We start from the raw sequence: 18471 nt of genomic DNA, 5'->3' as shown, positions 1-18471 counted from the left end.
TCAGGCCCCCTTTCCGGCGAGGCCGCGGCGTTCCGTCGGCTGGGTGACGCGGTCGAGCATGAGGCCGAGGCAGACGATCGCCGCGCCCGCGACGAGGCCGGTCGCCAGGTCGCCCTGGGCGAGGCCGAAGACCGCGTCGTACCCGAGTGCGCCTCCGCCCACGAGGCCGCCGATGACGACCACCGCGAGGACGAGGACCACGCCCTGGTTGACGGCGAGCAGGAGCGCGGGCCGTGCCAGCGGCAGCTGGACCTGGAACAGCTGCTGGCGCCCGGTGGCGCCCAGCGAGCGTGAGGCCTCCAGCGCGGCCGGGTCCACCGCGCGGACGCCCTGGGCCGTGATCCGTACGACGGCGGGCAGCGCGTAGACCACGGCGGCCGCGACCGCCGGGGCCCGGCCCACACCGAACAGGGCGACCACGGGAATCAGGTAGACGAACTGCGGCATCGTCTGGAAGACGTCGAGCACCGGACGCAGCGCGCGCCCCAGGCGCGTGCTGCGGGCCGCGGCGACCCCGAGGGCGACACCCAGCACCAGCGTCACGGCGACGGCGGCCAGCACCTGGGAGAGCGTGTCGAGCGCCGGGTCCCAGACACCGAGCACCCCGATCGCGGCCATCGCGAGGACGGCGGTCGTGGCGGTGCGCCAGGTGCCGATGAGCAGGGCGAGCGCGCCCAGGGTCAGCAGGACCGCCCACCAGGGCAGCCACTGCAGCCCGTCGCGCAGGGGGTTGAGGACCCAGGTGGTGAACCGCCCCGCCCAGTCGGCGGTACCGCCGACGAGGGGGACACCGGAGTAGAGATGGGCGGTCATCCAGTCGACCGCCCTGTTGACGGGCTCCGCGAAGTCCACGGTCCACGCGTCGGGCCACGTGAGCCGGTCGGACAGGCGGCCCGCGACGGCGACGACGGCGGTCGCCACGAGGGCCACGGCCCAGCCGAGCCCGGCCCGGCGGGCCGGGGCCGCGCCGATCCGCTCGCCCGCCGCGCCGGTGACCCGGTCCAGGACGATCGCGAGCAGCACGATCGGCACACCCGCGGCGAGCGCGGCACCGACGTCGACGGAGGCCAGCGCCTGGTAGACCCGGTCGCCGAGACCGCCCGCGCCGATGACGGACGCGATCACGGCCATACCGAGCGCCATCATGATCGACTGATTGACGCCGAGCAGCAGCTCCTTGCGGGCCAGCGGCAGCCGGGCCGTAAGCAGCCGCTGCCTGCCGGTCGCGCCGAGGGACGCGGCGGCCTCCATGACGCCGGCGTCCGCGCCGCGCAGCCCGAGCGCCGTGAGACGGGCCATGGGCGGGGCGGCGTAGACGACGGTCGCGAGCACGGCGGCGGGCACGCCGATGCCGAAGACCAGGACGACGGGCAGGAGATACGCGAAGGCCGGCAGCACCTGCATGGTGTCGAGGACCGGGCGCAGGACCCGGTGCATACGGTCCGACAGACCGGCGGCAAGCCCGAGAAGGCCACCGAGCAGGACGGACGCGGCGACGGCGACCACCATCAGGGCGAGCGTCTGCATGGTCGGTACCCACATGCCGAGCAGTCCGCAGGCGCCGAAGGCGGCGACGGAGGTCAGCGCGAGCCGGACGCCCGCGACCCGCCAGGCCACCAGACCGGCGGCGGCGGTGACGCCCGCCCAGCCGAGCGCGAGCAGCACCAGGTAGACCGCGCGGACGGAGACGACCACGACGTTGCTGACGTGCCCGAGGAAGTAGAGGAACAGCGGGTGGCTGTCACGGTTGTCGATGATCCAGTCGCTGGTGCTCCCGAGCGGACCGGACACATCGACGGCGAGCGAGGCGGGCCAGCTGCCGCCGCCCATGAGCAGGGCACCGAGGACGAGCCCGACGGCCACTCCGGCGCCGATCAGCCGGCCGCGACGGCGTGCGAGCGCGTGCAGCACACCGGTCCCGGCGCCGGTGGCGCGGCTCGAAGTCGCGGGGGTGACGGTGGCGGTCATCGGCCCCACCGCCCCAGGGCGGTGGCACCGGACGGGCCGCCCGGCGGCGGCCAGGTCGTATGCGCGTGCATCAGGCCACCGCCTTCCCCGTCGAGGCCGGGACCCCGGCGACGACGCCGAGGAGTCCCGCGTGGTCGACCACACCGAGACACCGGCCGCCCTCGACGACCCGCGCGTTCTCGCCCGTACGGGCAACGGCCTCGATGGCCTCGTGGACGGTGGCGCTCGGGGCGAGCGAGGGGCCGGCCTCGTGCTCGGAGGCGAGCGCGGGGCGCATCGCCGAGCGGACGGTCAGCACCTGTTCGCGCGGCACGTCCCGGACGAAGTCCCTGACGTACTCGTCGGCGGGGGAGCCCACGATCTCCTCGGGGGTGCCCAGCTGGACGATCCGGCCGTCGCGCATCAGCGCGATGCGGTCGCCGAGCTTCAGCGCCTCGCTCAGATCGTGCGTGATGAAGACCATCGTGCGTCCCTCCTCCCGGTGCAGGCGGACGACCTCCTCCTGCATGTCCCGGCGGATGAGCGGGTCGAGCGCGCTGAACGGCTCGTCGAAGAGCAGGACCTCGGGGTCCACGGCGAGCGCGCGGGCGAGCCCGACCCGCTGCTGCTGGCCGCCGGACAGCTGGCTCGGCCTGCGGTGCTCCATGCCGTCGAGGCCCACCTTGGTGACGACCTCCGCCGCCCGCTCGCGCCGTTCGCCGCGCGCCATGCCCTGGATCTCCAGTCCGTAGGCGACGTTGTCGAGCACGGTCCGGTGCGGCAGCAGCCCGAAGTGCTGGAAGACCATCGCCGCCCGGTGCCGGCGCAGCTCGCGGAGTCGGCCGGAGTCCATCGACAGCACGTCCTCGCCGTCGATGGAGATCGTGCCCGAGGTCGGCTCGATGAGCCGGGTCAGGCAGCGGACGAGCGTCGACTTGCCCGAGCCGGACAGGCCCATGACGACGAAGACCTCACCCTTGCGGACGTCGAAGGAGACATCGCGGACGGCGGCGGTGCAGCCGGTCCGCTCGCGCAGCTCGGCGGCGCCGAGGGTGCGGAGCTCCTGGTCGGCGGGGACGCGGTCGGCCTTCGGACCGAAGACCTTCCACAGGTCGCGTACGGAGAAGACGGGGGCCGCGGGGGTCTGCGGCGGATGCGTGGCGTGCGGCGGAGTGTTCATCGAGTGGTACCTCCCAGCAGGTCGGCGCATTTCTCCCCGACCATGAGGACGCCGATCATGGGGTTGACGGCGGTCATGGTCGGGAAGACGGACGCGTCGGCGATCCGGATGCCGTCGAGGCCCCGGATCCTCAGGTCGGGCGCGACGACGGCGAGTTCGTCGTCGGCGGCCCCCATCCGGCAGGTCCCGGCCGGGTGGTAGACGGTGTGCGCGACATGACGCGCGTAGGCGCTCAGCTCCTCGTCGGAGGTGACCTCGGGCCCCGGGCAGACCTCGCGCTTCAGCCATCCGGCCAGCGGCTGGCTCGCCGCGATCTGCCGGGCGATACGGATCCCGTCGACGAGGGTCCGGCCGTCGTAGTCGTCCTCGTCGGTGAAGTACCGGAAGTCCAGAGCGGGTTTGACCTCGGGGTCGGCGCTCGTCAGATAGAGCCGCCCGCGGCTGCGCGGCTTGGGGATGTTCGGGGTCATCGAGACGCCGTGCGCGGGCCGTTCGTAGCCCAGTCGCTCGGGATTGTCGGTGAAGGGGATCTGGTAGAAGTGGAACATCAGGTCCGGCCCCTCGGACTCCGGGTCACGGCGGACGAAGAGACCGGCGTCGGAGTCCATCGCGGAGTTCTCCGGGATCGGACCGTGCGTCTCCCACACGATGACCGACTCGGGGTGGTCGAGCAGGTTCTCCCCGACGCCCGGCAGGTCATGCACGACGGGGATGCCGAGCTTCTCCAGGTCGGCGCGCGGCCCGATGCCCGAGTGCAGCAGCAGGCGCGGGGTGTCCACGGCGCCCGCGCACACCAGGACCTCACGCCGGGCGCGCACGACGTGCTCCGCGCCCTCCTTCGTACGGATGTGCACGCCGGTCGCGCGGGTGCCCTCCAGCTCGAGCCGGAACGCCCAGGTCTCCAGGGCGATGTGCAGGTTCGGCCGGTCGAGGAAGGGGTGCAGATACGCCACGGAGGCGGAGGACCGCTTGTTGTTCTCCGGGTGGTAGGCGAGGTCGAAGAAGCCGACGCCCTCGTGGAAGGGGCTCCTGTTGAAGCCCTCGACCCGCGGAACACCGAGCGCGGTCTGCGCCGCGTCGACGAAGTCCCGGGCGATCGCGTTCCGGTCGGCCTCGTCGACGGGGACGATGTTGTTGCGCAGCCGGGCGAAGTACGGATCCATGGCCGCCGCGTCCCACCCCTCGGCGCCGGCCTCGGCCCACTCGTCCCAGTCGGAGGGCAGGGGCTTGAAGGCGATGAGGGTGTTGTGCGAGGAACAGCCGCCGAGCACCCGCGCACGGCTGTGGCGGATGTACGAGTTGCCCCGGGGCTGCTCGGTGGTGGGGTAGTCGTAGTCCAGCTCACCGCCGAGCAGGCCCATCCAGCGGCGCAGGGTGAGGACGTCGTCGCGGCCGACGTCGCTGGGGCCGCCCTCGATGACGGCGACGGTGACGTCCGGGTTCTCGGTCAGCCGGGAGGCGATCACCGAACCCGCGGTGCCGCCGCCGACGACGACGTAGTCGTACATGTGCTGGTCGTTCATGCCCGGTCCCTCTGCTTCTCGCCCGCGAACCAGCGCACGGGGCGCGGAGCGAGGTTCTGGTAGACGTGCTTGGCCTCGCGGTACTCGGCGAGACCGCTCGGGCCGAGCTCGCGGCCGATGCCGGACTTCCCGAAGCCGCCCCATTCGGCCTGCGGCAGGTACGGGTGGAAGTCGTTGATCCAGACGGTTCCGTGGCGCAGCCGGGCCGCGACCCGCCGGGCGCGGTTCTCGTCGGAGGTCCACACCGCTCCGGCGAGGCCGTACTCGGTGTCGTTGGCGAGCGTGACGGCCTCCTCCTCGGTGCGGAAGGTCTCCACGGTGAGGACGGGGCCGAAGATCTCCTCGCGGACGACCCGCATGCGGCGGTGGCACCGGTCGAGGACGGTGGGCCGGTAGAAGTAGCCGGGACCGGTCGGCCTCTCGCCGCCGGCCCGCAGGACCGCGCCCTCGCCGAGGGCGGAGGCCACGTACTCCTCGGTCCTCGCGACCTGGGCGGCGGAGACCAGCGGACCGCACTCGACGCCCTCGTCGGTGCCGCGGCCCAGGCGGATCAGTTCCGCCCGGCGGGCGAGCTCGGCGACGAACCGTTCGCGCAGCGACTCCTCGACGATGAGGCGGGAGCCGGCGGAGCAGACCTGGCCGCTGTGGATGAAGGCGGCGTTGAGCGCCTGGTCGACGGCGGTGTCGAACCCCTCGGGTGTCGAACAGGCGTCGGCGAAGACGACGTTGGGGTTCTTGCCGCCGAGTTCGAGGGCGACCTTCTTCACGCTGTCGGCCGCCGCCCTGGCGACCTTCGTGCCGCTGACGAGACCGCCGGTGAAGGAGACGAGGTCGACGTTCGGGTGCTCGGCCAGCCGGGCGCCGACGGTGTGGCCGGGGCCGGTGACGATGTTCGCGGCGCCGAGCGGAAGGCCGGCCTCCAGGAGGAGTTCGACCAGGACGACGGTGGAGAGCGGGGTGATCTCGCTCGGCTTGATCACGAAGGTGTTGCCCGCGGCGAGGGCCGGCGCGATCTTCCAACTGGCCTGAAGAAGCGGGTAGTTCCACGGGGTGATCAGGGCGCAGACGCCCACGGCCTCATGAGTGACGACACTGCGGATGTCGTCGGAGCCGGCGTCGACGACCCGGCCGCCGTCCTCCTTCTCCACGAGGTCGGCGAAGTAGAGGAAGGCGTCGCGGACGCAGTCGACGTCGACGCGGCCCTCCTCCAGCGTCTTGCCCGCGTCCTGGCTCTCCAGGGCGCCGATGCGCTCGCGGTCCCGCTCGAGCAGGGCGGCGACCCGCCGCAGCAGCGTGGCGCGCTCGGCGACCGGCGTACGGGGCCAGGCGCCGTCGTCGAACGCGGCCCGCGCCGCGGCCACGGCGTCGTCGGTGTCCTGGACACCGCCCTCCGCCACGACCGCGAAGGCGGTCGCGTCGACGGGGTCGATGATCTCGCGCGTGGCTCCGGAGAGGGCTGCGCGCCACTCTCCGCCCACGTGGATGGTCTGCTGTGCTGCGGTCACGTCGCGTACGGCCTTTCGTTCCTTTGAATCCCCCTGCCGGAATCACCGGCGGTCGGGCCGCCTGCCCTGGCTCCTGGGATCCATGCGCAAAGCCGTGCGGAGAGTGGCCTGCTTCACTGGCCAAGAGGTGCGAAAGACGCACATATCGGACACGGGATGGCATGGGGAAGGACCCGAACTCGAACGAGTCCGGGCCCTTCCCCATCTACCGGGTTCAGACGATGTGGCCGCCGAACGGGCCACCGAGGCCGTAGTACGTCCCCAGCTCCTGGCGGTACGCAGGGTCCTCGAGGTGCTTGTCGCGGTGGAACTCGGGAGCGTTCTCGATCTGCTCCTTCGTCCGGTCGACGAAGATCTTCTTGTCGTCCACATCGATCCGGACCACGGTGCTCGCCGGCAGGAGGACCTCCTTGCCGAAGATCCAGATGCCGGTGTCCACGACCAGATAGGCGTCGTCGACCTCGTCGGAGTGCTTGTCCACCTTCCCGATGCCGCCGTCGATGGCTTCGACCTTGTAGCCGGTCAGTCGGGTACCGGCCAGGTGGCCCGCGGTCGACTTGTAGCTCCACACGTGCTCAGTCACGCGAAAACAACTCCTCCGGTTGGCAGAGGACGGCGTGGTCGTTCGCTGCCGTCCTCCTCGTCCGTGTGCCTTGCGTGGCGGGTCGCGTTTCCCGCTCGAACTCCGCCTGCCCCGTACCCGGCAGGCCATGCTCCCGATCTCGCGGCGGTCGTGATGGACTGGCCGGCAGGGCGGTGCGCCGCCGAACGACGACGAGGGAGCGACATGCCGCTCGAGGGAACGTACGAGCCCAGTCCGACGCAGTGGGTGCGGGAGCAGGTCGAGTTGTACGAGGCATCGGGCGGCACGGAGGGGACGACGATGCGCGGCCTGCCCGTCGTCCTGGTGACCAACACCGGCGCGAAGAGCGGCAAGCTCCGCAAGACGCCCCTCATGCGGGTGGAGCACGACGGTGCCTACGCCCTCGTCGCCTCCAACGGCGGCGCCGTGAAGCACCCCGTCTGGTACCACAACCTGGTCGCCTTCCCACAGGTCGAGCTGCGGGACGGGACGCGCACCTGGGACATGAAGGCACGGATCGTGACCGGCGAGGAGCGCCAGGCCTGGTGGGAGCGGGCCGTCGCGGCCTTCCCCGACTACGCGGACTACCAGCGCAGGACCGACCGGGAGATCCCGGTCTTCGTGGTGGAGCGCATGGAGTGACCGGACCCGATCGGGGCATGCGGCGGCCGACGGGGTAACGGCGGCCGGCCGAGTGCGGCGGTGGCCGACCGGATTGCTCCGGCCGGCCACCGCATCACGGGTTCGCCGTCGCCGTTCAGGCCTTGTCCTGCATGGAGCTGCGAGCGGGATTGGCCTGTTCGGCGGCCTTCGGGTCCTTCTCGTCGGCCTTGGCCCGGACGCCCTGGGCGATGCGCGCGCCCACCTTCTCGTCGATGTTCCTCCAGTAGGCGAAGGCACGCTCCAGGACCGGCTCGCTGACACCGTTCAGCAGGTGACCGACCACGTTGTCCACGAGACGGTCGCGGGCGTCGTCGTCCATGACCTCGCGCACGAGGGTGCCCGGCTGGCCCCAGTCGTCGTCCTCCGGGTGGGAGACGTACGCCGCGCGGGTGATCTCGCCGTCGGCGGCCCAGCTGGGCGGGCTCCCGTAGCGTTCGGTGTCGGCGGCGGGACCGCCCTTGGAGTTCGGGGCGTAGACCGGGTCCGTCGTCTTGCGGTACGCCATCGCCCCGTCCTTCGAGTACGTGTGTACGTCGACGACGGGCGCGTTCACGGGGAGCTGCTGGTAGTTCGCGCCGATGCGGTGGCGGTGGGCGTCCGCGTACGAGAAGAGCCTCGCCAGCAGCATCCGGTCCGGGCTCGGCCCGATACCGGGGACCAGGTTGTTGGGCTGGAAGGCGGCCTGCTCGATCTCGGCGTGGTTGTCGGTCGGGTTCCGGTCGAGCGTCATGCGGCCGACCGGAATGAGCGGATAGTCACCGTGCGGCCACACCTTGGTGAGGTCGAACGGGTTGAACCGGTAGCCCGCGGCCTCCCCGTACGGCATGACCTGCACGTACAGCGTCCAGCTGGGGAAGTCGCCGTCGCGGATGTGCTCGAACAGATCCCGCGTGTGGTAATCCGTGTCGACGGCCGCCATCTGGTCGCCCTCGTCCTGCGTGAAGAACTCGATGCCCTGGTCCGTCTTGAAGTGGTACTTCACCCAGAACCGCTCGCCGGACGCGTTGATCCACATGTAGGTGTGGGAGGTGTAGCCGTTCATGTGGCGCCAGGTGCGCGGAATGCCACGGTCCCCCATCAGCCAGGTGACCTGGTGCGCGGACTCCGGCGAGAGGGTCCAGAAGTCCCACTGCATGTCGTGGTCGCGCAGGTTGTTGTCCGCGCGGCGCTTCTGGGACCGGATGAAGTGCTGGAATTTCATCGGATCCTTGATGAAGAACACCGGCGTGTTGTTGCCGACCATGTCGTAGTTGCCCTCGCGGGTGTAGAACTTCACCGCGAAGCCGCGCGGGTCGCGCCAGGTGTCCGGGCTGCCGCGCTCACCTGCGACGGTCGAGAAGCGGATGACCAGATCCGTGCGGGTGCCGGGCTGGAACAGCGCCGCCTTGGTGTAGCCGCTGACGTCGTGCGTGACCTCGAAATGGCCGAACGCGCCGCTGCCCTTGGCGTGCGGCTGCCGCTCGGGGATCCGTTCCCGGTTGAACTGTGCCATCTGCTCGATCAGGTACGCGTCCTGCAGCAGGACAGGACCGCCGGGTCCCACCGTGAGCGAGTGTTCGTCGCTCTCCACCGGGGCGCCGGAATCGGTCGTTGTGTGGGGTCGGTCCTCGGTCATCGGTTGATCTGCCTTCCTCGTACGGAGCTGCGGCGGACGTCTCGGCATGGCGACTCACCCGTCGTCGCCCCGGCAAACGTCCCTGCCCACGCCTTCAAGACTGGGCCCGCCCGCCCGAAGCCACCACCCGAGCCGCCGCCCGACGAGGCCGTCCGCGAGCAGGGCGCCGGCGGTGGCCCGTTCAGGCCGGGTGGCCGGGGGAGAAGGACGCGGCGTCGCTGAGGAGGAACAGCCGCGGGCGCCGCGCGTCGGGGGAGCCCGGTTTCTCGGCTGGGTCCTCGGTCGGTTCTCCGGTCGGTTCCTCGGTCGGGCCCTCGGCGACCGGAGCGAGCAGGAAGCCCACGTGGTCCCCGCCGTCGAGCCGCGCCTCCACCCGGCCGGTGAACCAGCCCGGGGAGTCGGCGAGGACGGGGCTGCCGGCCTCTCCCGGCCGCCAGTCCACGCGGGCGAACTTGTCGACGGCGTCGCCCGTCTCCTCACCGAACAGGCGTGCCGTCCCGTGGTGCTCGGGGTCCAGGAGATGGACCGTCAGATGCGAGGCGCGGCAGGCGACCCGGTAGGTGTGGTTCGCACGGGACAGCCACACCACGAAGCGGGGCGGGTCGATCGAGCTCTGCGAGGCGAAGCCGACGAGGCAGCCGGCCCGCTCGCCGTCCGGCGCCGTCGCGGTGACGACGTACATCGGGGGGTCCAGCTTCGCGGCGAAGCCGTCCAGGCCGGCCATGTCAGTCACCGCCTTCCGGGTCACATGGCTCCACGGCCGGCAGCGGGAGTCGGCAGGCGGAGCGTCCCGCCGACCAGGCCGCCCGGAGGTGCGCGTCCAGCCGGTCCTCAAGGACCGTCGTCGCCGCGCAGCCGAAGGCGATGTCGGCCTCCAGCCACGGTTCGTCGGCCAGCAGGCCTCCGATGACCTCGCGCCGTACGACCTGCTCGTGGACGGCGTCGGCCTCCACGTGCTCGTCGTAGAAGCGTGCGGCCGCGGGGCCCGCGCCGCAGCGGCGCATCGCCCGGGCAAGCCGCCGTGAGCCCGGCGACGAGGTGACCTCGACGTGGCCGAAGTGCCCCACCAGCGCCCCGCGCAGGGAGCGGTGCAGGCCGAAGAGGGACATGAGGTTGACGGTCGCGAGCAGCGGCGCGGGCGCGTGATCGACGTACCTGCCGTACGTGGAGTCAAGCCCCAGGTCGTCCATGAGGTCGGCGAAGAGCCGGGCATGGATGTCCTCGGCCCGCCCGGCGCCGAACTCGTCGTACTCGATCGCCACCATCCCGGCCTTGGCCCGCCCCGTCAGCCGCGGGATCACCCAGGCGTGCGGATCGGCCTCCTTGAGGTGGTAGAGGGAGCGCAGGGCGGCGTACTCGCGCACCTGCCACAGCTCTCCCTCGGTCTCCAGGAAGTGGCCGACGCCGTCGGCCGGGGCGACCGGCTCGATCAGCAGCGGACCGAACACCTCGTCCACCGATCGGTCGCCGTCCGGCACCCGGGTCCGCAGTTCGTGCAGGAAGCGTGCTTCCATCTCCTGCCGCAGACGCAGCAGCTCCGGGTCCCATTCACGGTCGTCGTCGACCCCGTCGAAGCCCCGGTAGTGCAGCTCGTACAGCAGGTGGAGCGCGAGCTGGACGTCCTCGCCGAGCGGATCGGCCGCCGCGAGCGTGCCGGGGGAGTACCGCAGCGGACCGCTCGTCCCCGAGGAGGCCGCGGAGGTCAGGGAGGTCAGCACGGCGCCGGACAGCTCCCCGCGCGCCTCGGGGAGACGGGGCCCTGCGCGGTTCGCCGACACGACCGGGGCGGCCATCAGGATTCCCCTCGCGCGGGGCGCTCGCGGCGGCGGTGGCTGGTGTCGCACCACGGGTACGTACGACTGCGGCGGCAGGTGCACACGGCGACCATGAAGCGGTCCGACCGGACCACCGTCCCGTCGTCCAGCGCCACCTCGACGGGTCCTTCGACGAGGACCGGGCCGTTCGGATCCAGGACGACGCGGCGTGGCCCGGGCCGGCGCGTACCGCTTTCAGAGGCGCTGGGCACGGATGATCACCAACTCTTCCCACGCGTCGGAGCTCCCGGCGATCCCCTCGCTCCGCAGCCAGTCGCGCCGGGACCGCAGCACGGGTCCCCACGGGACGACGGCCCGCCGCGTCACCGCCGCGTCGAGCCCGGCTCGCGCGAGGTACCGCAGCGTGGCGCCCGTACCGCACATCCCGGAGTGCACGAGCAGGAGGATCCCGCCCTCGCTCAGGAGTCCAGGGGCGCGTTCGCAGATCCGGTCGATGATCTCCCGGCCGTCCGAGCCCGCGTCCCAGGCGCGGGCGGCGCCGTGCGACGGCGGCCGTGGCCCGGGGGACGGCACGTAGGGAGGGTTGGCCAGGACGAGGTCGAAGCGCCTGCCGTGGGCGCGGGCGGCGAAGTCTCCGTGCAGGACGCGCAGGGTGCGTCGCTGCCGCAGGGCGTTGACCCGGGTCGAGATCACGGCCCGCCACGACACGTCGATCGCGGTGACCTCCGCGCCCCTGGCCGCCGCGCGGAGCGCGAGAGCCCCGGTTCCGGCACCGATCTCCAGCACCTTGTCCTCGGGCCCGAGGCGTTCGTCCCCGAGGGCTTCGGCCAGCAGCCACGTGTCGTCCTGCGGCCGGTACACACCCGGCAGGGCGATCAATCGAGCCGTCCTCTCCGGGACGGCCGTGAGCGTGGCATGCGGCACTGGGCACCTCCGAGGCGTGTTCCCGCCGGCGACGGGCGAACATCGTTCTGCCCGCGTGTGCCCGCTCCCGGGCCCACCATGCCGACACGCCCCGACACCGCGTTCGAACAGCTCACGTTCCGTAGCGGCGGTGTCGCTCGACGGGATCTTCCCAACGGGCCCGTTCGGAGGTGAGATGGAGCTGTGAGCCGCGCGAGTCCGCGGGCGCCGCCGACAGACCTGGGACCGGGCTCGGGCATGGCCGAGGGAGTCCACGTGAACACCCGACGCAAAGGGGTCGTGACGTACTTCAACCAGGACGGCGGGTACGGCTTCATCACCCCGTACGGTGACGAGGACGCCGTCCACGTCCGGGCCGAGGACGTCGAGACGGACGAGCAGGTGCTGTCCGAAGGCCAGCAGGTCAGCTTCACCCTGGAACTGGGCGCGGGCCGCTTCGAGGCCCGCCACGTACGCCCGTAACACCGGCCCGACAGACACCGCCGCACCCCGCTCGGACGGAGTGCGGCGGCAGCCTTCGGCGTGATCCCAGATCCCAGAGGCGTGATCCGAGATCCCAGATCTCAGATGTCCCGGAAGATCTCGATCTGCGCGCCCACCGAGTTCAGGCGTTCCGCCAGGTCCTCGTAGCCGCGGTTGATGACGTAGACGTTCCGCAGGACCGACGTGCCCTCCGCCGCCATCATGGCCAGCAGGACGACCACCGCGGGGCGCAGGGCCGGGGGGCACATCATTTCGGCGGCGCGCCAGCGGGTGGGGCCCTCGACCAGGACGCGGTGGGGGTCGAGGAGTTGGAGGCGGCCGCCCAGGCGGTTGAGGTCCGTGAGGTAGATCGCGCGGTTGTCGTAGACCCAGTCGTGGATCAGGGTCTTGCCCTGGGCCGTCGCCGCGATGGCCGCGAAGAACGGCACGTTGTCGATGTTCAGGCCGGGGAAGGGCATCGGGTGGATCTTGTCGATCGGGGCCTCCAGCTTGGAGGGCCGGACCGTGAGGTCCACCAGGCGCGTGCGGCCGTTGTCCGCCGCGTACTCGGGCGAGCGGTCGTGGTCGAGGCCCATCTCCTCGAGGACCGCGAGCTCGATCTCCATGAACTCGATCGGGACCCGGCGGATCGTCAGCTCCGACTCGGTCACCACGGCCGCGGCCAGCAGGCTCATCGCCTCGACCGGGTCCTCCGAGGGGGAGTAGTCCACGTCCACGTCGATCTGCGGGACACCGTGCACGGTCAGCGTCGTCGTGCCGATGCCGTCGACCCGTACGCCCAGCGCCTCCAGGAAGAAGCAGAGGTCCTGGACCATGTAGTTGGAGGAGGCGTTGCGGATGACGGTCACGCCGTCGTGGCGGGCCGCGGCGAGCAGCGCGTTCTCCGTCACGGTGTCGCCGCGCTCGGTCAGCACGATCGGGCGGTCCGGCGCGACCGACGGCTCGACCTGCGCGTGGTAGAGACCCTCGGTGGCCGTGATGTCGAGGCCGAAGCGGCGCAGCGCGATCATGTGCGGCTCGATCGTGCGCGTACCGAGGTCGCAGCCGCCCGCGTACGGCAGCTTGAAGCGGTCGAGCCGGTGCAGCAGCGGGCCGAGGAACATGATGATCGAGCGGGTACGGATCGCGGCCTCGGCGTCGATCGAGTCCATGTCCAGCTCGGCCGGCGGCACGATCTCGAGGTCGACGCCGTCGTTGATCCAACGGGTGCGCACGCCGATGGAGTTGAGGACCTCCAGGAGCCGGAAGACCTCCTCGATGCGGGCGACGCGGCGCAGGACCGTGCGGCCCTTGTTGAGGAGCGTGGCGCAGAGCAGCGCGACACACGCGTTCTTGCTCGTCTTGACGTCGATGGCCCCGGAGAGCCGGCGGCGGCCGACGACCCGCAGGTGCATGGGGCCGGCGTAACCGAGGGACACGATCTCGCTGTCGAGTGCTTCGCCGATGCGTGCGATCATCTCAAGGCTGATGTTCTGGTTGCCACGTTCGATCCGGTTCACGGCGCTCTGGCTTGTGGCCAGGGCCTCGGCGAGCTGCGTCTGCGTCCAGCCACGGTGCTGACGGGCGTCACGGATGAGCTTGCCGATGCGTACGAGGTAGTCGTCTGCCATGGCGTCACGTTATCTCAGATATGAGATGACGCTCGCGTGGGGGTGGGCCGTCAGGGTGACGCGCTGTGCGCAGTGGGGTGACGCGGTTCGTACAGCGGCAGTTCGGCGCCGCTCGGCAGCCGTACCGCGGCGAGCAGTCCCCACCCCTGGTCGCTGATGGGCCGTGAGATCTCGGCGCCCCGGTCTTCGAGGGTGGTGAGCGTGCCGGTGATGTCCTCGCACATCAGATAGAACTCGTGCTTCGGTTCACCCGCCGTCGGGTGCACGGCGACCTCGGCCGGCGGCAGCTTGAAGACGAGCCACCCCTCGCCCGCGTCGACGTGGTCGAAGCCCACGACGTCCTTGAGGAAAGCCCGGTCGGCGTCCGCGTCCGGGGTGTAGAGAATCACATGCGCGCCGCTGAACATGTTCCGATCGTCGGCCGCCGCACGGGTCTCGGCATTTTCTTCGCGCCCGTACGGGTTGCGCCGTACGGGTCGCCCCGTCAGGCCGCCACGGCCGCGCGGTGGTGGCTCGGCCGGGTCCCGTACACCCGCTGGAAGGCCACGCTCAGCCCGAACGCGCTGCGGTAGCCGACCTGTCGGGCGATCGACTCCACGGTGGCGTCCGTGCGCGCCAGCAGGTCGGCCGCCAGGGCCAGACGCCAGCCGGTCAGATAGGCCATGGGCGGTTCGCCGACCAGATCGGTGAAGCGGCGGGCCAGCGTCGCCCGCGACACGCCCGTCTCCTCCGCGAGTTCCGCCACCGTCCACGGCTGGGCGGGACGGTCGTGGATCAGCCGGAGGGCCCGGCCCGCGACGGGGTCGCCGAGCGCCCGGTACCAGCCCGGCGGATCGGCCTCCGGACGGCTGAACCACTCCCGGAGCGTGGACAGCAGCAACAGATCCAGGAGCCGGTCGAGGACGGCCTGCTGTCCCGGGTCGTCGCGGCCGATCTCGGCGGCCGTCAGGTCCAGGATCGGGCCGGGCTCGCCCTCGTGGCGGACCACGAGGACCCGGGGGAGCGCGCTCAACAGCCGCTCCGAGACCCGCCCGCCGACCCGATAACTGCCGGTGAGCAGCACCGCGGGGCCGTCCGCGCTGTTCCCGCAGAGCCGCAGACCCAGGACGACGTCCTCGCTGATCTCCTCACCGTCGGCCGTCGTGCACCGGTCGGGGCCTTCCCGTACGTACAGCGGCGCCGCCCCCGAGCACTCCTCGTCGCTGACGGAGAACGGCTCCGAGCCGACCACGACGGCCACGTCACCCTGACCGAGTGCGACCGGCGGCTCGTCGCCGCCCGGGTCGATCAGGCCCGACCCGCGCAACATGGTGATCAGCGTGAGCGGTGTGCGGTCGGCGAAGCGGATCGACCACGGGGGCGCCAAGTGGTTCCGGCTGAACAGTGCGCCCTCGGACCTCACCTCGTACAGCAGACTCCCCAACGCGTCCATGCGGCAAGGTTAGACGCTCAGACATCGGATTGAGTCGACAGGCCATTCCTCGCCTCATGGTCGGCGCGTTTGACTCCTCCCATGACGAAGAATTCGACGACCAAGCCCGTCCTTGTCCTCGGCAGCACCGGCAAGACCGGCCGCCGCGTCCTCTCCCGCCTCCGGCACTCCGGCCACGAGGTCCGCGCCGCCTCCCGCAAGGGACCGACCCGCTTCGACTGGACCGACGAGTCCACCTGGGAGCCGGCCCTGAAGGGCGCCGGCGCGGCTTATCTGGTCGACGCGCAGACCGAGGACGCGGCCGAATCGATGCGCGCCTTCACCCACCTTGCCGCCGCGCGCGGGGTCGAGCGTCTCGTCCTGCTCTCCGCCAGCGACTGGGTGGTGCCGGAGGGCGAGGAGAAGCTGCCCTGCGAGCGCGCGGTACGGGAGTCGGGCGCGGCCTGGACGATCGTGAAGCCCGCCTGGTTCGCGCAGAACTTCAGCGAGGACCCGTACTACCGGGGGCAGATCCTCGACGGCGCGTTCGTGAGCTCGGCGGGGACCGGCCGCGAGCCGTTCGTCGACGCCGACGACATCGCCGATGTCGCCGTGGCCGCCCTCACCGAGGACGGCCACGCCGGACAGACGTACCGACTGTCCGGGCCTCGCGCGATCAGCTTCGATGACGTCCTGGACGAGATCGCCCGCGCCACGGGCCGCACCCTCACCCATCGCGCGGTCACACCGGAGGAGTTCGCGGCCATCGGCGCGCGCCACGGGCTGCCCGAGGGGTACGTGCACCTGCTCGACGAGCTCTACGGCTGGATCCGCGAGGAGCGCTTCGCCCAGCTCTCCGACGGTGTGCAGCGCGCACTCGGCCGTGAACCGCGCGACTTCGCCGACTACGTCCGTACCGCCGCCGCGACCGGCGTCTGGCACGGCTGACCCGAAGCCTTACGCCTCGGGCTCACAGCTCCACCGTGAGGTGTGCGGACAGGGCACGAAGGAAGTCGGGCGCGTCGAACATCGCCCCGGCCGAGGCGACTCCGACCGTCCGGCTCCGGCCCGTGACCAGCCGGTCGACCGCCTCCACCGCGAGCGGCGCGCTGACGGCGTAGATGTCCCGGCCGCTCGCCACGGCGCGCCGCTCCTCGCCGCCGGAGCGCACGACCACGTCGACGAGGAAGGTCTGCGCGGACCGCCCTCGCTCGTCGGCCGCCGCCGGCGCCGGGGTGTCGGCGGCCGCCACCTCCCTGGCCGCCTCGACGGCCATGTACGTACGGACCTCCGGGACGGCCACGTGGCTGGGGACGGTGACGACGTCGGCCATGGTGAAGTCACCGATCACGTCCCTGACCCCGAGCGGCTCCGGGAAGGACCACTTCAGGGTCGGCTGGGCCTCGTCCCCGTACTCCAGGCGGCCCTTCGTGTACCGGACCTGCCGGCCGTGCGTGCGGCGCTGCCGGGAGACCGCGCCCGACGCGCGGCTTCCCGCCGTCGGCTGCCAACCGCTCAGCCCGTACGCGACATGGACCTCGTCGGCCGCCGTCCGGTCGCCCAGCGCCGCGCTGACGAGCAGGTCGCCGAGGCCGCCGAAGAAGGCCATCGCGGGCACCACTGCCGTACCCGCGGCGCGCGCGGGCTCGGCGAACCGCTCGAACGTGTCCACGTTGGCCTCGATCTCGGCCGCCACGTCCACGTACGGGATGCCGGCCCGCAGGGCCGCCTCGATCACCGGGGTGGCGGTCGAGGCGAACGGCCCGGCGGCGTTGATCACGGCGGCGGCGCCTGCCAGGGCGCGGTCGAGCGAGGCCGGGTCGTCGACCGAGGCGGGTCGGGCTTCGACGCCCGGCAGGGACGCCGCGAACTCCCGCAGCTTCTCCGCGTCGCGCCCCGAGAGCACCGGGACGAACCCGCGCTCGACCAGCTCCGCCACCACGAAGCGCCCGGTGTGCCCGTAGGCCCCGAACACCGCGACCTTCTGACCTGAACTCATGACGTCCCCCTCTGTTCCGTTCTGTTCCGTTCCGGTGTTTCGCTCCGGTACGCAGAGTCTGGCAACGGCGGCCGACCGGTACGAGTGTCCGGAACGACACACCCCGTACAGTTCCGGACATGGGCACTGTCGCGATGGCCGTCACCGACGGCATGCTGCACTTCGAACTCTCCGTGGCGTACGAGGTCTTCGGCGACCCGCTGTACGAGTTGGCCGTCCACGGCCCCGCCCCCGTCCGGTTCGGCCGGTTCCTGCTGGAGCCGGACGGCGGGTTCGACGGGCTCGCCGACGCCGACACGGTGATCGTCCCCGGATGGGCCGACGTCGACGTGGAGCCGCCCGTCGAGCTGGTCGACGCGGTGCGCGCGGCCCATGAGGCGGGCGCCCGGGTGGCCTCGCTGTGCACGGGCGCGTTCGTGCTCGCCGCCGCGGGGCTCCTCGACGGGCGCCGCGCGACCACGCACTGGGCCCACACCGAGGCCCTGGCGGCCCGCTACCCCCGGGTGGAGGTCGATCCGGACGTGCTCTACGTCGACAACGGGAGCGTGCTCACCTCGGCGGGCAAGGCCGCCGCGATGGACCTGTGCCTGCACCTGGTCCGCCTCGACCACGGCTCGGCGCTCGCGAACACGGTCGCCCGCCGCCTGGTCGTGCCCCCGCACCGCGCCGGCGGCCAGGCCCAGTTCGTCACCGCCCCGGTGCCCGCCCAGGACGACCACCCCCTCGCCGCACTGTTCCCCTGGGTCCTCGAACGGCTCGACGAGCCGCTGACCGTGGAGGACCTGGCCCGCCGGGCGAACATGAGCTCCCGCAACCTGACCCGCCACTTCCGCGCGGTGACCGGCACCACCCCGCTTCAGTGGCTGCTGACCCAGCGGATCCGCCACGCCCAGGAGCTCCTGGAGGCGACCGGCGACAGCGTCGAGGCCATCGCGACGGCCACCGGCATGGGCACGGCCACGACCCTGCGCCGCCACTTCAACCGCACGATCGGCGTACCCCCGGACACGTACCGCCGCACGTTCCGCAGCACGCGCTCCACGTGCGCGGGCACGCGCGACCGCGCGTACGAGGGCGCGCCCGGACCGGATGACGGCGATCACAGGCATGCCGGGCATGACCGAGCGGCGGGGATGCACTAGAGTTATCTCGACATCGAGATAACTGCTTACGGCGCACCGCAGCCGCCCACCCGGTAAGGGTTACCTAACTAAGCCTTACCTTAGCGGATCGGCGAGGAGTCGTGGCGGCAG

General features: G+C 71.8%; 18 protein-coding genes. 4 read left to right on the top strand and 14 right to left on the bottom strand.

What is annotated here, in order from left to right; genetic code table 11:
- From ACGFYP_RS14765 to ACGFYP_RS14745, 5 genes are all read right to left on the bottom strand, one after another.
- Window positions 1-1968: an ABC transporter permease gene (locus ACGFYP_RS14765; protein ID WP_393492131.1), complete on the bottom strand. Its 1968-nt coding sequence runs from the start codon at window positions 1966-1968 to the stop codon at window positions 1-3.
- Window positions 1969-2038: 70 nt separating this feature from the next.
- A complete protein-coding gene (locus ACGFYP_RS14760; RefSeq protein WP_393492126.1) occupies window positions 2039-3127 on the bottom strand; it encodes a glycine betaine/L-proline ABC transporter ATP-binding protein in 1089 nt (362 codons plus the stop codon).
- A complete protein-coding gene (locus ACGFYP_RS14755) occupies window positions 3124-4650 on the bottom strand; it encodes a GMC family oxidoreductase (protein WP_393492121.1) in 1527 nt (508 codons plus the stop codon). Before ACGFYP_RS14755 ends, ACGFYP_RS14760 begins: the two co-directional genes overlap by 4 nt.
- The gene (locus ACGFYP_RS14750; protein WP_393492117.1) at window positions 4647-6155 is read right to left on the bottom strand and encodes an aldehyde dehydrogenase family protein; all 1509 of its coding nucleotides are present in this window, start codon (window positions 6153-6155) and stop codon (window positions 4647-4649) included. The genes ACGFYP_RS14755 and ACGFYP_RS14750 overlap by 4 nt, the downstream gene beginning before the upstream one ends.
- A gap of 214 nt (window positions 6156-6369) precedes the next feature.
- Entirely contained in the window at window positions 6370-6738 is a 369-nt protein-coding gene (locus ACGFYP_RS14745) for a PRC-barrel domain containing protein (protein WP_393492112.1), read from the bottom strand.
- A gap of 204 nt (window positions 6739-6942) precedes the next feature.
- Here ACGFYP_RS14745 and ACGFYP_RS14740 point away from each other — a divergent pair, with 204 nt between their 5' ends.
- On the top strand, window positions 6943-7380 hold the full coding sequence (locus ACGFYP_RS14740) for a nitroreductase family deazaflavin-dependent oxidoreductase (protein WP_361964389.1): 438 nt from the start codon (window positions 6943-6945) through the stop codon (window positions 7378-7380).
- Window positions 7381-7495: 115 nt separating this feature from the next.
- Here the strand turns inward: ACGFYP_RS14740 and ACGFYP_RS14735 are convergent, their stop codons facing one another.
- From ACGFYP_RS14735 to ACGFYP_RS14715, 5 genes are all read right to left on the bottom strand, one after another.
- A complete protein-coding gene (locus ACGFYP_RS14735) occupies window positions 7496-9016 on the bottom strand; it encodes a catalase (protein WP_393492106.1) in 1521 nt (506 codons plus the stop codon).
- A 181-nt stretch (window positions 9017-9197) separates the two neighbouring features.
- Window positions 9198-9740, bottom strand: a complete 543-nt coding sequence (locus tag ACGFYP_RS14730; protein WP_393492102.1) for a flavin reductase family protein — start codon at window positions 9738-9740, stop codon at window positions 9198-9200.
- 1 nt (window position 9741) lies between these two features.
- Entirely contained in the window at window positions 9742-10809 is a 1068-nt protein-coding gene (locus ACGFYP_RS14725; RefSeq protein WP_393492098.1) for an iron-containing redox enzyme family protein, read from the bottom strand.
- Complete coding sequence (locus ACGFYP_RS14720) at window positions 10809-11042, bottom strand: CDGSH iron-sulfur domain-containing protein (RefSeq protein ID WP_361964381.1); 234 nt, start codon at window positions 11040-11042, stop codon at window positions 10809-10811. The genes ACGFYP_RS14725 and ACGFYP_RS14720 overlap by 1 nt, the downstream gene beginning before the upstream one ends.
- A complete protein-coding gene (locus ACGFYP_RS14715; protein WP_393492092.1) occupies window positions 11026-11670 on the bottom strand; it encodes a HemK2/MTQ2 family protein methyltransferase in 645 nt (214 codons plus the stop codon). The genes ACGFYP_RS14720 and ACGFYP_RS14715 overlap by 17 nt, the downstream gene beginning before the upstream one ends.
- A gap of 300 nt (window positions 11671-11970) precedes the next feature.
- Between ACGFYP_RS14715 and ACGFYP_RS14710 the strand changes: the two genes are divergently transcribed.
- On the top strand, window positions 11971-12177 hold the full coding sequence (locus tag ACGFYP_RS14710) for a cold shock domain-containing protein (RefSeq protein ID WP_393492089.1): 207 nt from the start codon (window positions 11971-11973) through the stop codon (window positions 12175-12177).
- A gap of 101 nt (window positions 12178-12278) precedes the next feature.
- Here ACGFYP_RS14710 and ACGFYP_RS14705 read toward each other — a convergent pair whose 3' ends face one another.
- The 3 genes from ACGFYP_RS14705 to ACGFYP_RS14695 all read right to left on the bottom strand — a co-directional run bounded on the left by ACGFYP_RS14705 (window position 12279) and on the right by ACGFYP_RS14695 (window position 15240).
- Window positions 12279-13808 carry a helix-turn-helix domain-containing protein gene (locus tag ACGFYP_RS14705; RefSeq protein WP_393492086.1) on the bottom strand — a complete coding sequence of 510 codons (1530 nt, stop codon included), beginning with the start codon at window positions 13806-13808 and terminating at the stop codon, window positions 12279-12281.
- Between the two features lie 50 nt (window positions 13809-13858).
- Window positions 13859-14215, bottom strand: coding sequence for a VOC family protein (locus ACGFYP_RS14700; protein ID WP_361964373.1), 357 nt, complete (start codon window positions 14213-14215; stop codon window positions 13859-13861).
- Between the two features lie 77 nt (window positions 14216-14292).
- Window positions 14293-15240 carry a cupin domain-containing protein gene (locus tag ACGFYP_RS14695; RefSeq protein WP_393492082.1) on the bottom strand — a complete coding sequence of 316 codons (948 nt, stop codon included), beginning with the start codon at window positions 15238-15240 and terminating at the stop codon, window positions 14293-14295.
- A gap of 81 nt (window positions 15241-15321) precedes the next feature.
- On the opposite strand from ACGFYP_RS14695, the gene ACGFYP_RS14690 reads away from it, so the two are divergent.
- Window positions 15322-16167, top strand: a complete 846-nt coding sequence (locus ACGFYP_RS14690; RefSeq protein WP_393492079.1) for an NAD(P)H-binding protein — start codon at window positions 15322-15324, stop codon at window positions 16165-16167.
- Window positions 16168-16189: 22 nt separating this feature from the next.
- Here ACGFYP_RS14690 and ACGFYP_RS14685 read toward each other — a convergent pair whose 3' ends face one another.
- Window positions 16190-17218 (bottom strand): saccharopine dehydrogenase NADP-binding domain-containing protein, encoded by a 1029-nt coding sequence (locus tag ACGFYP_RS14685; RefSeq protein ID WP_393492076.1) that lies wholly within the window; start codon window positions 17216-17218, stop codon window positions 16190-16192.
- 119 nt (window positions 17219-17337) lie between these two features.
- Here ACGFYP_RS14685 and ACGFYP_RS14680 point away from each other — a divergent pair, with 119 nt between their 5' ends.
- Entirely contained in the window at window positions 17338-18360 is a 1023-nt protein-coding gene (locus tag ACGFYP_RS14680; RefSeq protein WP_393492073.1) for a helix-turn-helix domain-containing protein, read from the top strand.
- Window positions 18361-18471: the final 111 nt, after the last annotated feature.

The organism is Streptomyces sp. NPDC048370 (assembly GCF_043200825.1).
GTDB lineage: Bacteria > Actinomycetota > Actinomycetes > Streptomycetales > Streptomycetaceae > Streptomyces.
This window is presented reverse-complemented; position numbering and strand designations above follow the sequence as displayed.

Excerpts from the sequence above, each read along its gene's own strand:
- ACGFYP_RS14730 (WP_393492102.1), bottom strand. The coding sequence starts at position 9,740 with ATGGCCGGCCTGGACGGCTTCGCCGCGAAGCTGGACCCCCCGATGTAC.
- ACGFYP_RS14690 (WP_393492079.1), top strand. The coding sequence starts at position 15,322 with ATGACGAAGAATTCGACGACCAAGCCCGTCCTTGTCCTCGGCAGCACC.
- ACGFYP_RS14755 (WP_393492121.1), bottom strand. The coding sequence starts at position 4,650 with ATGAACGACCAGCACATGTACGACTACGTCGTCGTCGGCGGCGGCACC.
- ACGFYP_RS14765 (WP_393492131.1), bottom strand. The coding sequence starts at position 1,968 with ATGACCGCCACCGTCACCCCCGCGACTTCGAGCCGCGCCACCGGCGCC.
- ACGFYP_RS14725 (WP_393492098.1), bottom strand. The coding sequence starts at position 10,809 with ATGGCCGCCCCGGTCGTGTCGGCGAACCGCGCAGGGCCCCGTCTCCCC.
- ACGFYP_RS14680 (WP_393492073.1), top strand. The coding sequence starts at position 17,338 with ATGGGCACTGTCGCGATGGCCGTCACCGACGGCATGCTGCACTTCGAA.
- ACGFYP_RS14700 (WP_361964373.1), bottom strand. The coding sequence starts at position 14,215 with ATGTTCAGCGGCGCGCATGTGATTCTCTACACCCCGGACGCGGACGCC.
- ACGFYP_RS14685 (WP_393492076.1), bottom strand. The coding sequence starts at position 17,218 with ATGAGTTCAGGTCAGAAGGTCGCGGTGTTCGGGGCCTACGGGCACACC.
- ACGFYP_RS14740 (WP_361964389.1), top strand. The coding sequence starts at position 6,943 with ATGCCGCTCGAGGGAACGTACGAGCCCAGTCCGACGCAGTGGGTGCGG.
- ACGFYP_RS14705 (WP_393492086.1), bottom strand. The coding sequence starts at position 13,808 with ATGGCAGACGACTACCTCGTACGCATCGGCAAGCTCATCCGTGACGCC.
- ACGFYP_RS14695 (WP_393492082.1), bottom strand. The coding sequence starts at position 15,240 with ATGGACGCGTTGGGGAGTCTGCTGTACGAGGTGAGGTCCGAGGGCGCA.
- ACGFYP_RS14760 (WP_393492126.1), bottom strand. The coding sequence starts at position 3,127 with ATGAACACTCCGCCGCACGCCACGCATCCGCCGCAGACCCCCGCGGCC.
- ACGFYP_RS14735 (WP_393492106.1), bottom strand. The coding sequence starts at position 9,016 with ATGACCGAGGACCGACCCCACACAACGACCGATTCCGGCGCCCCGGTG.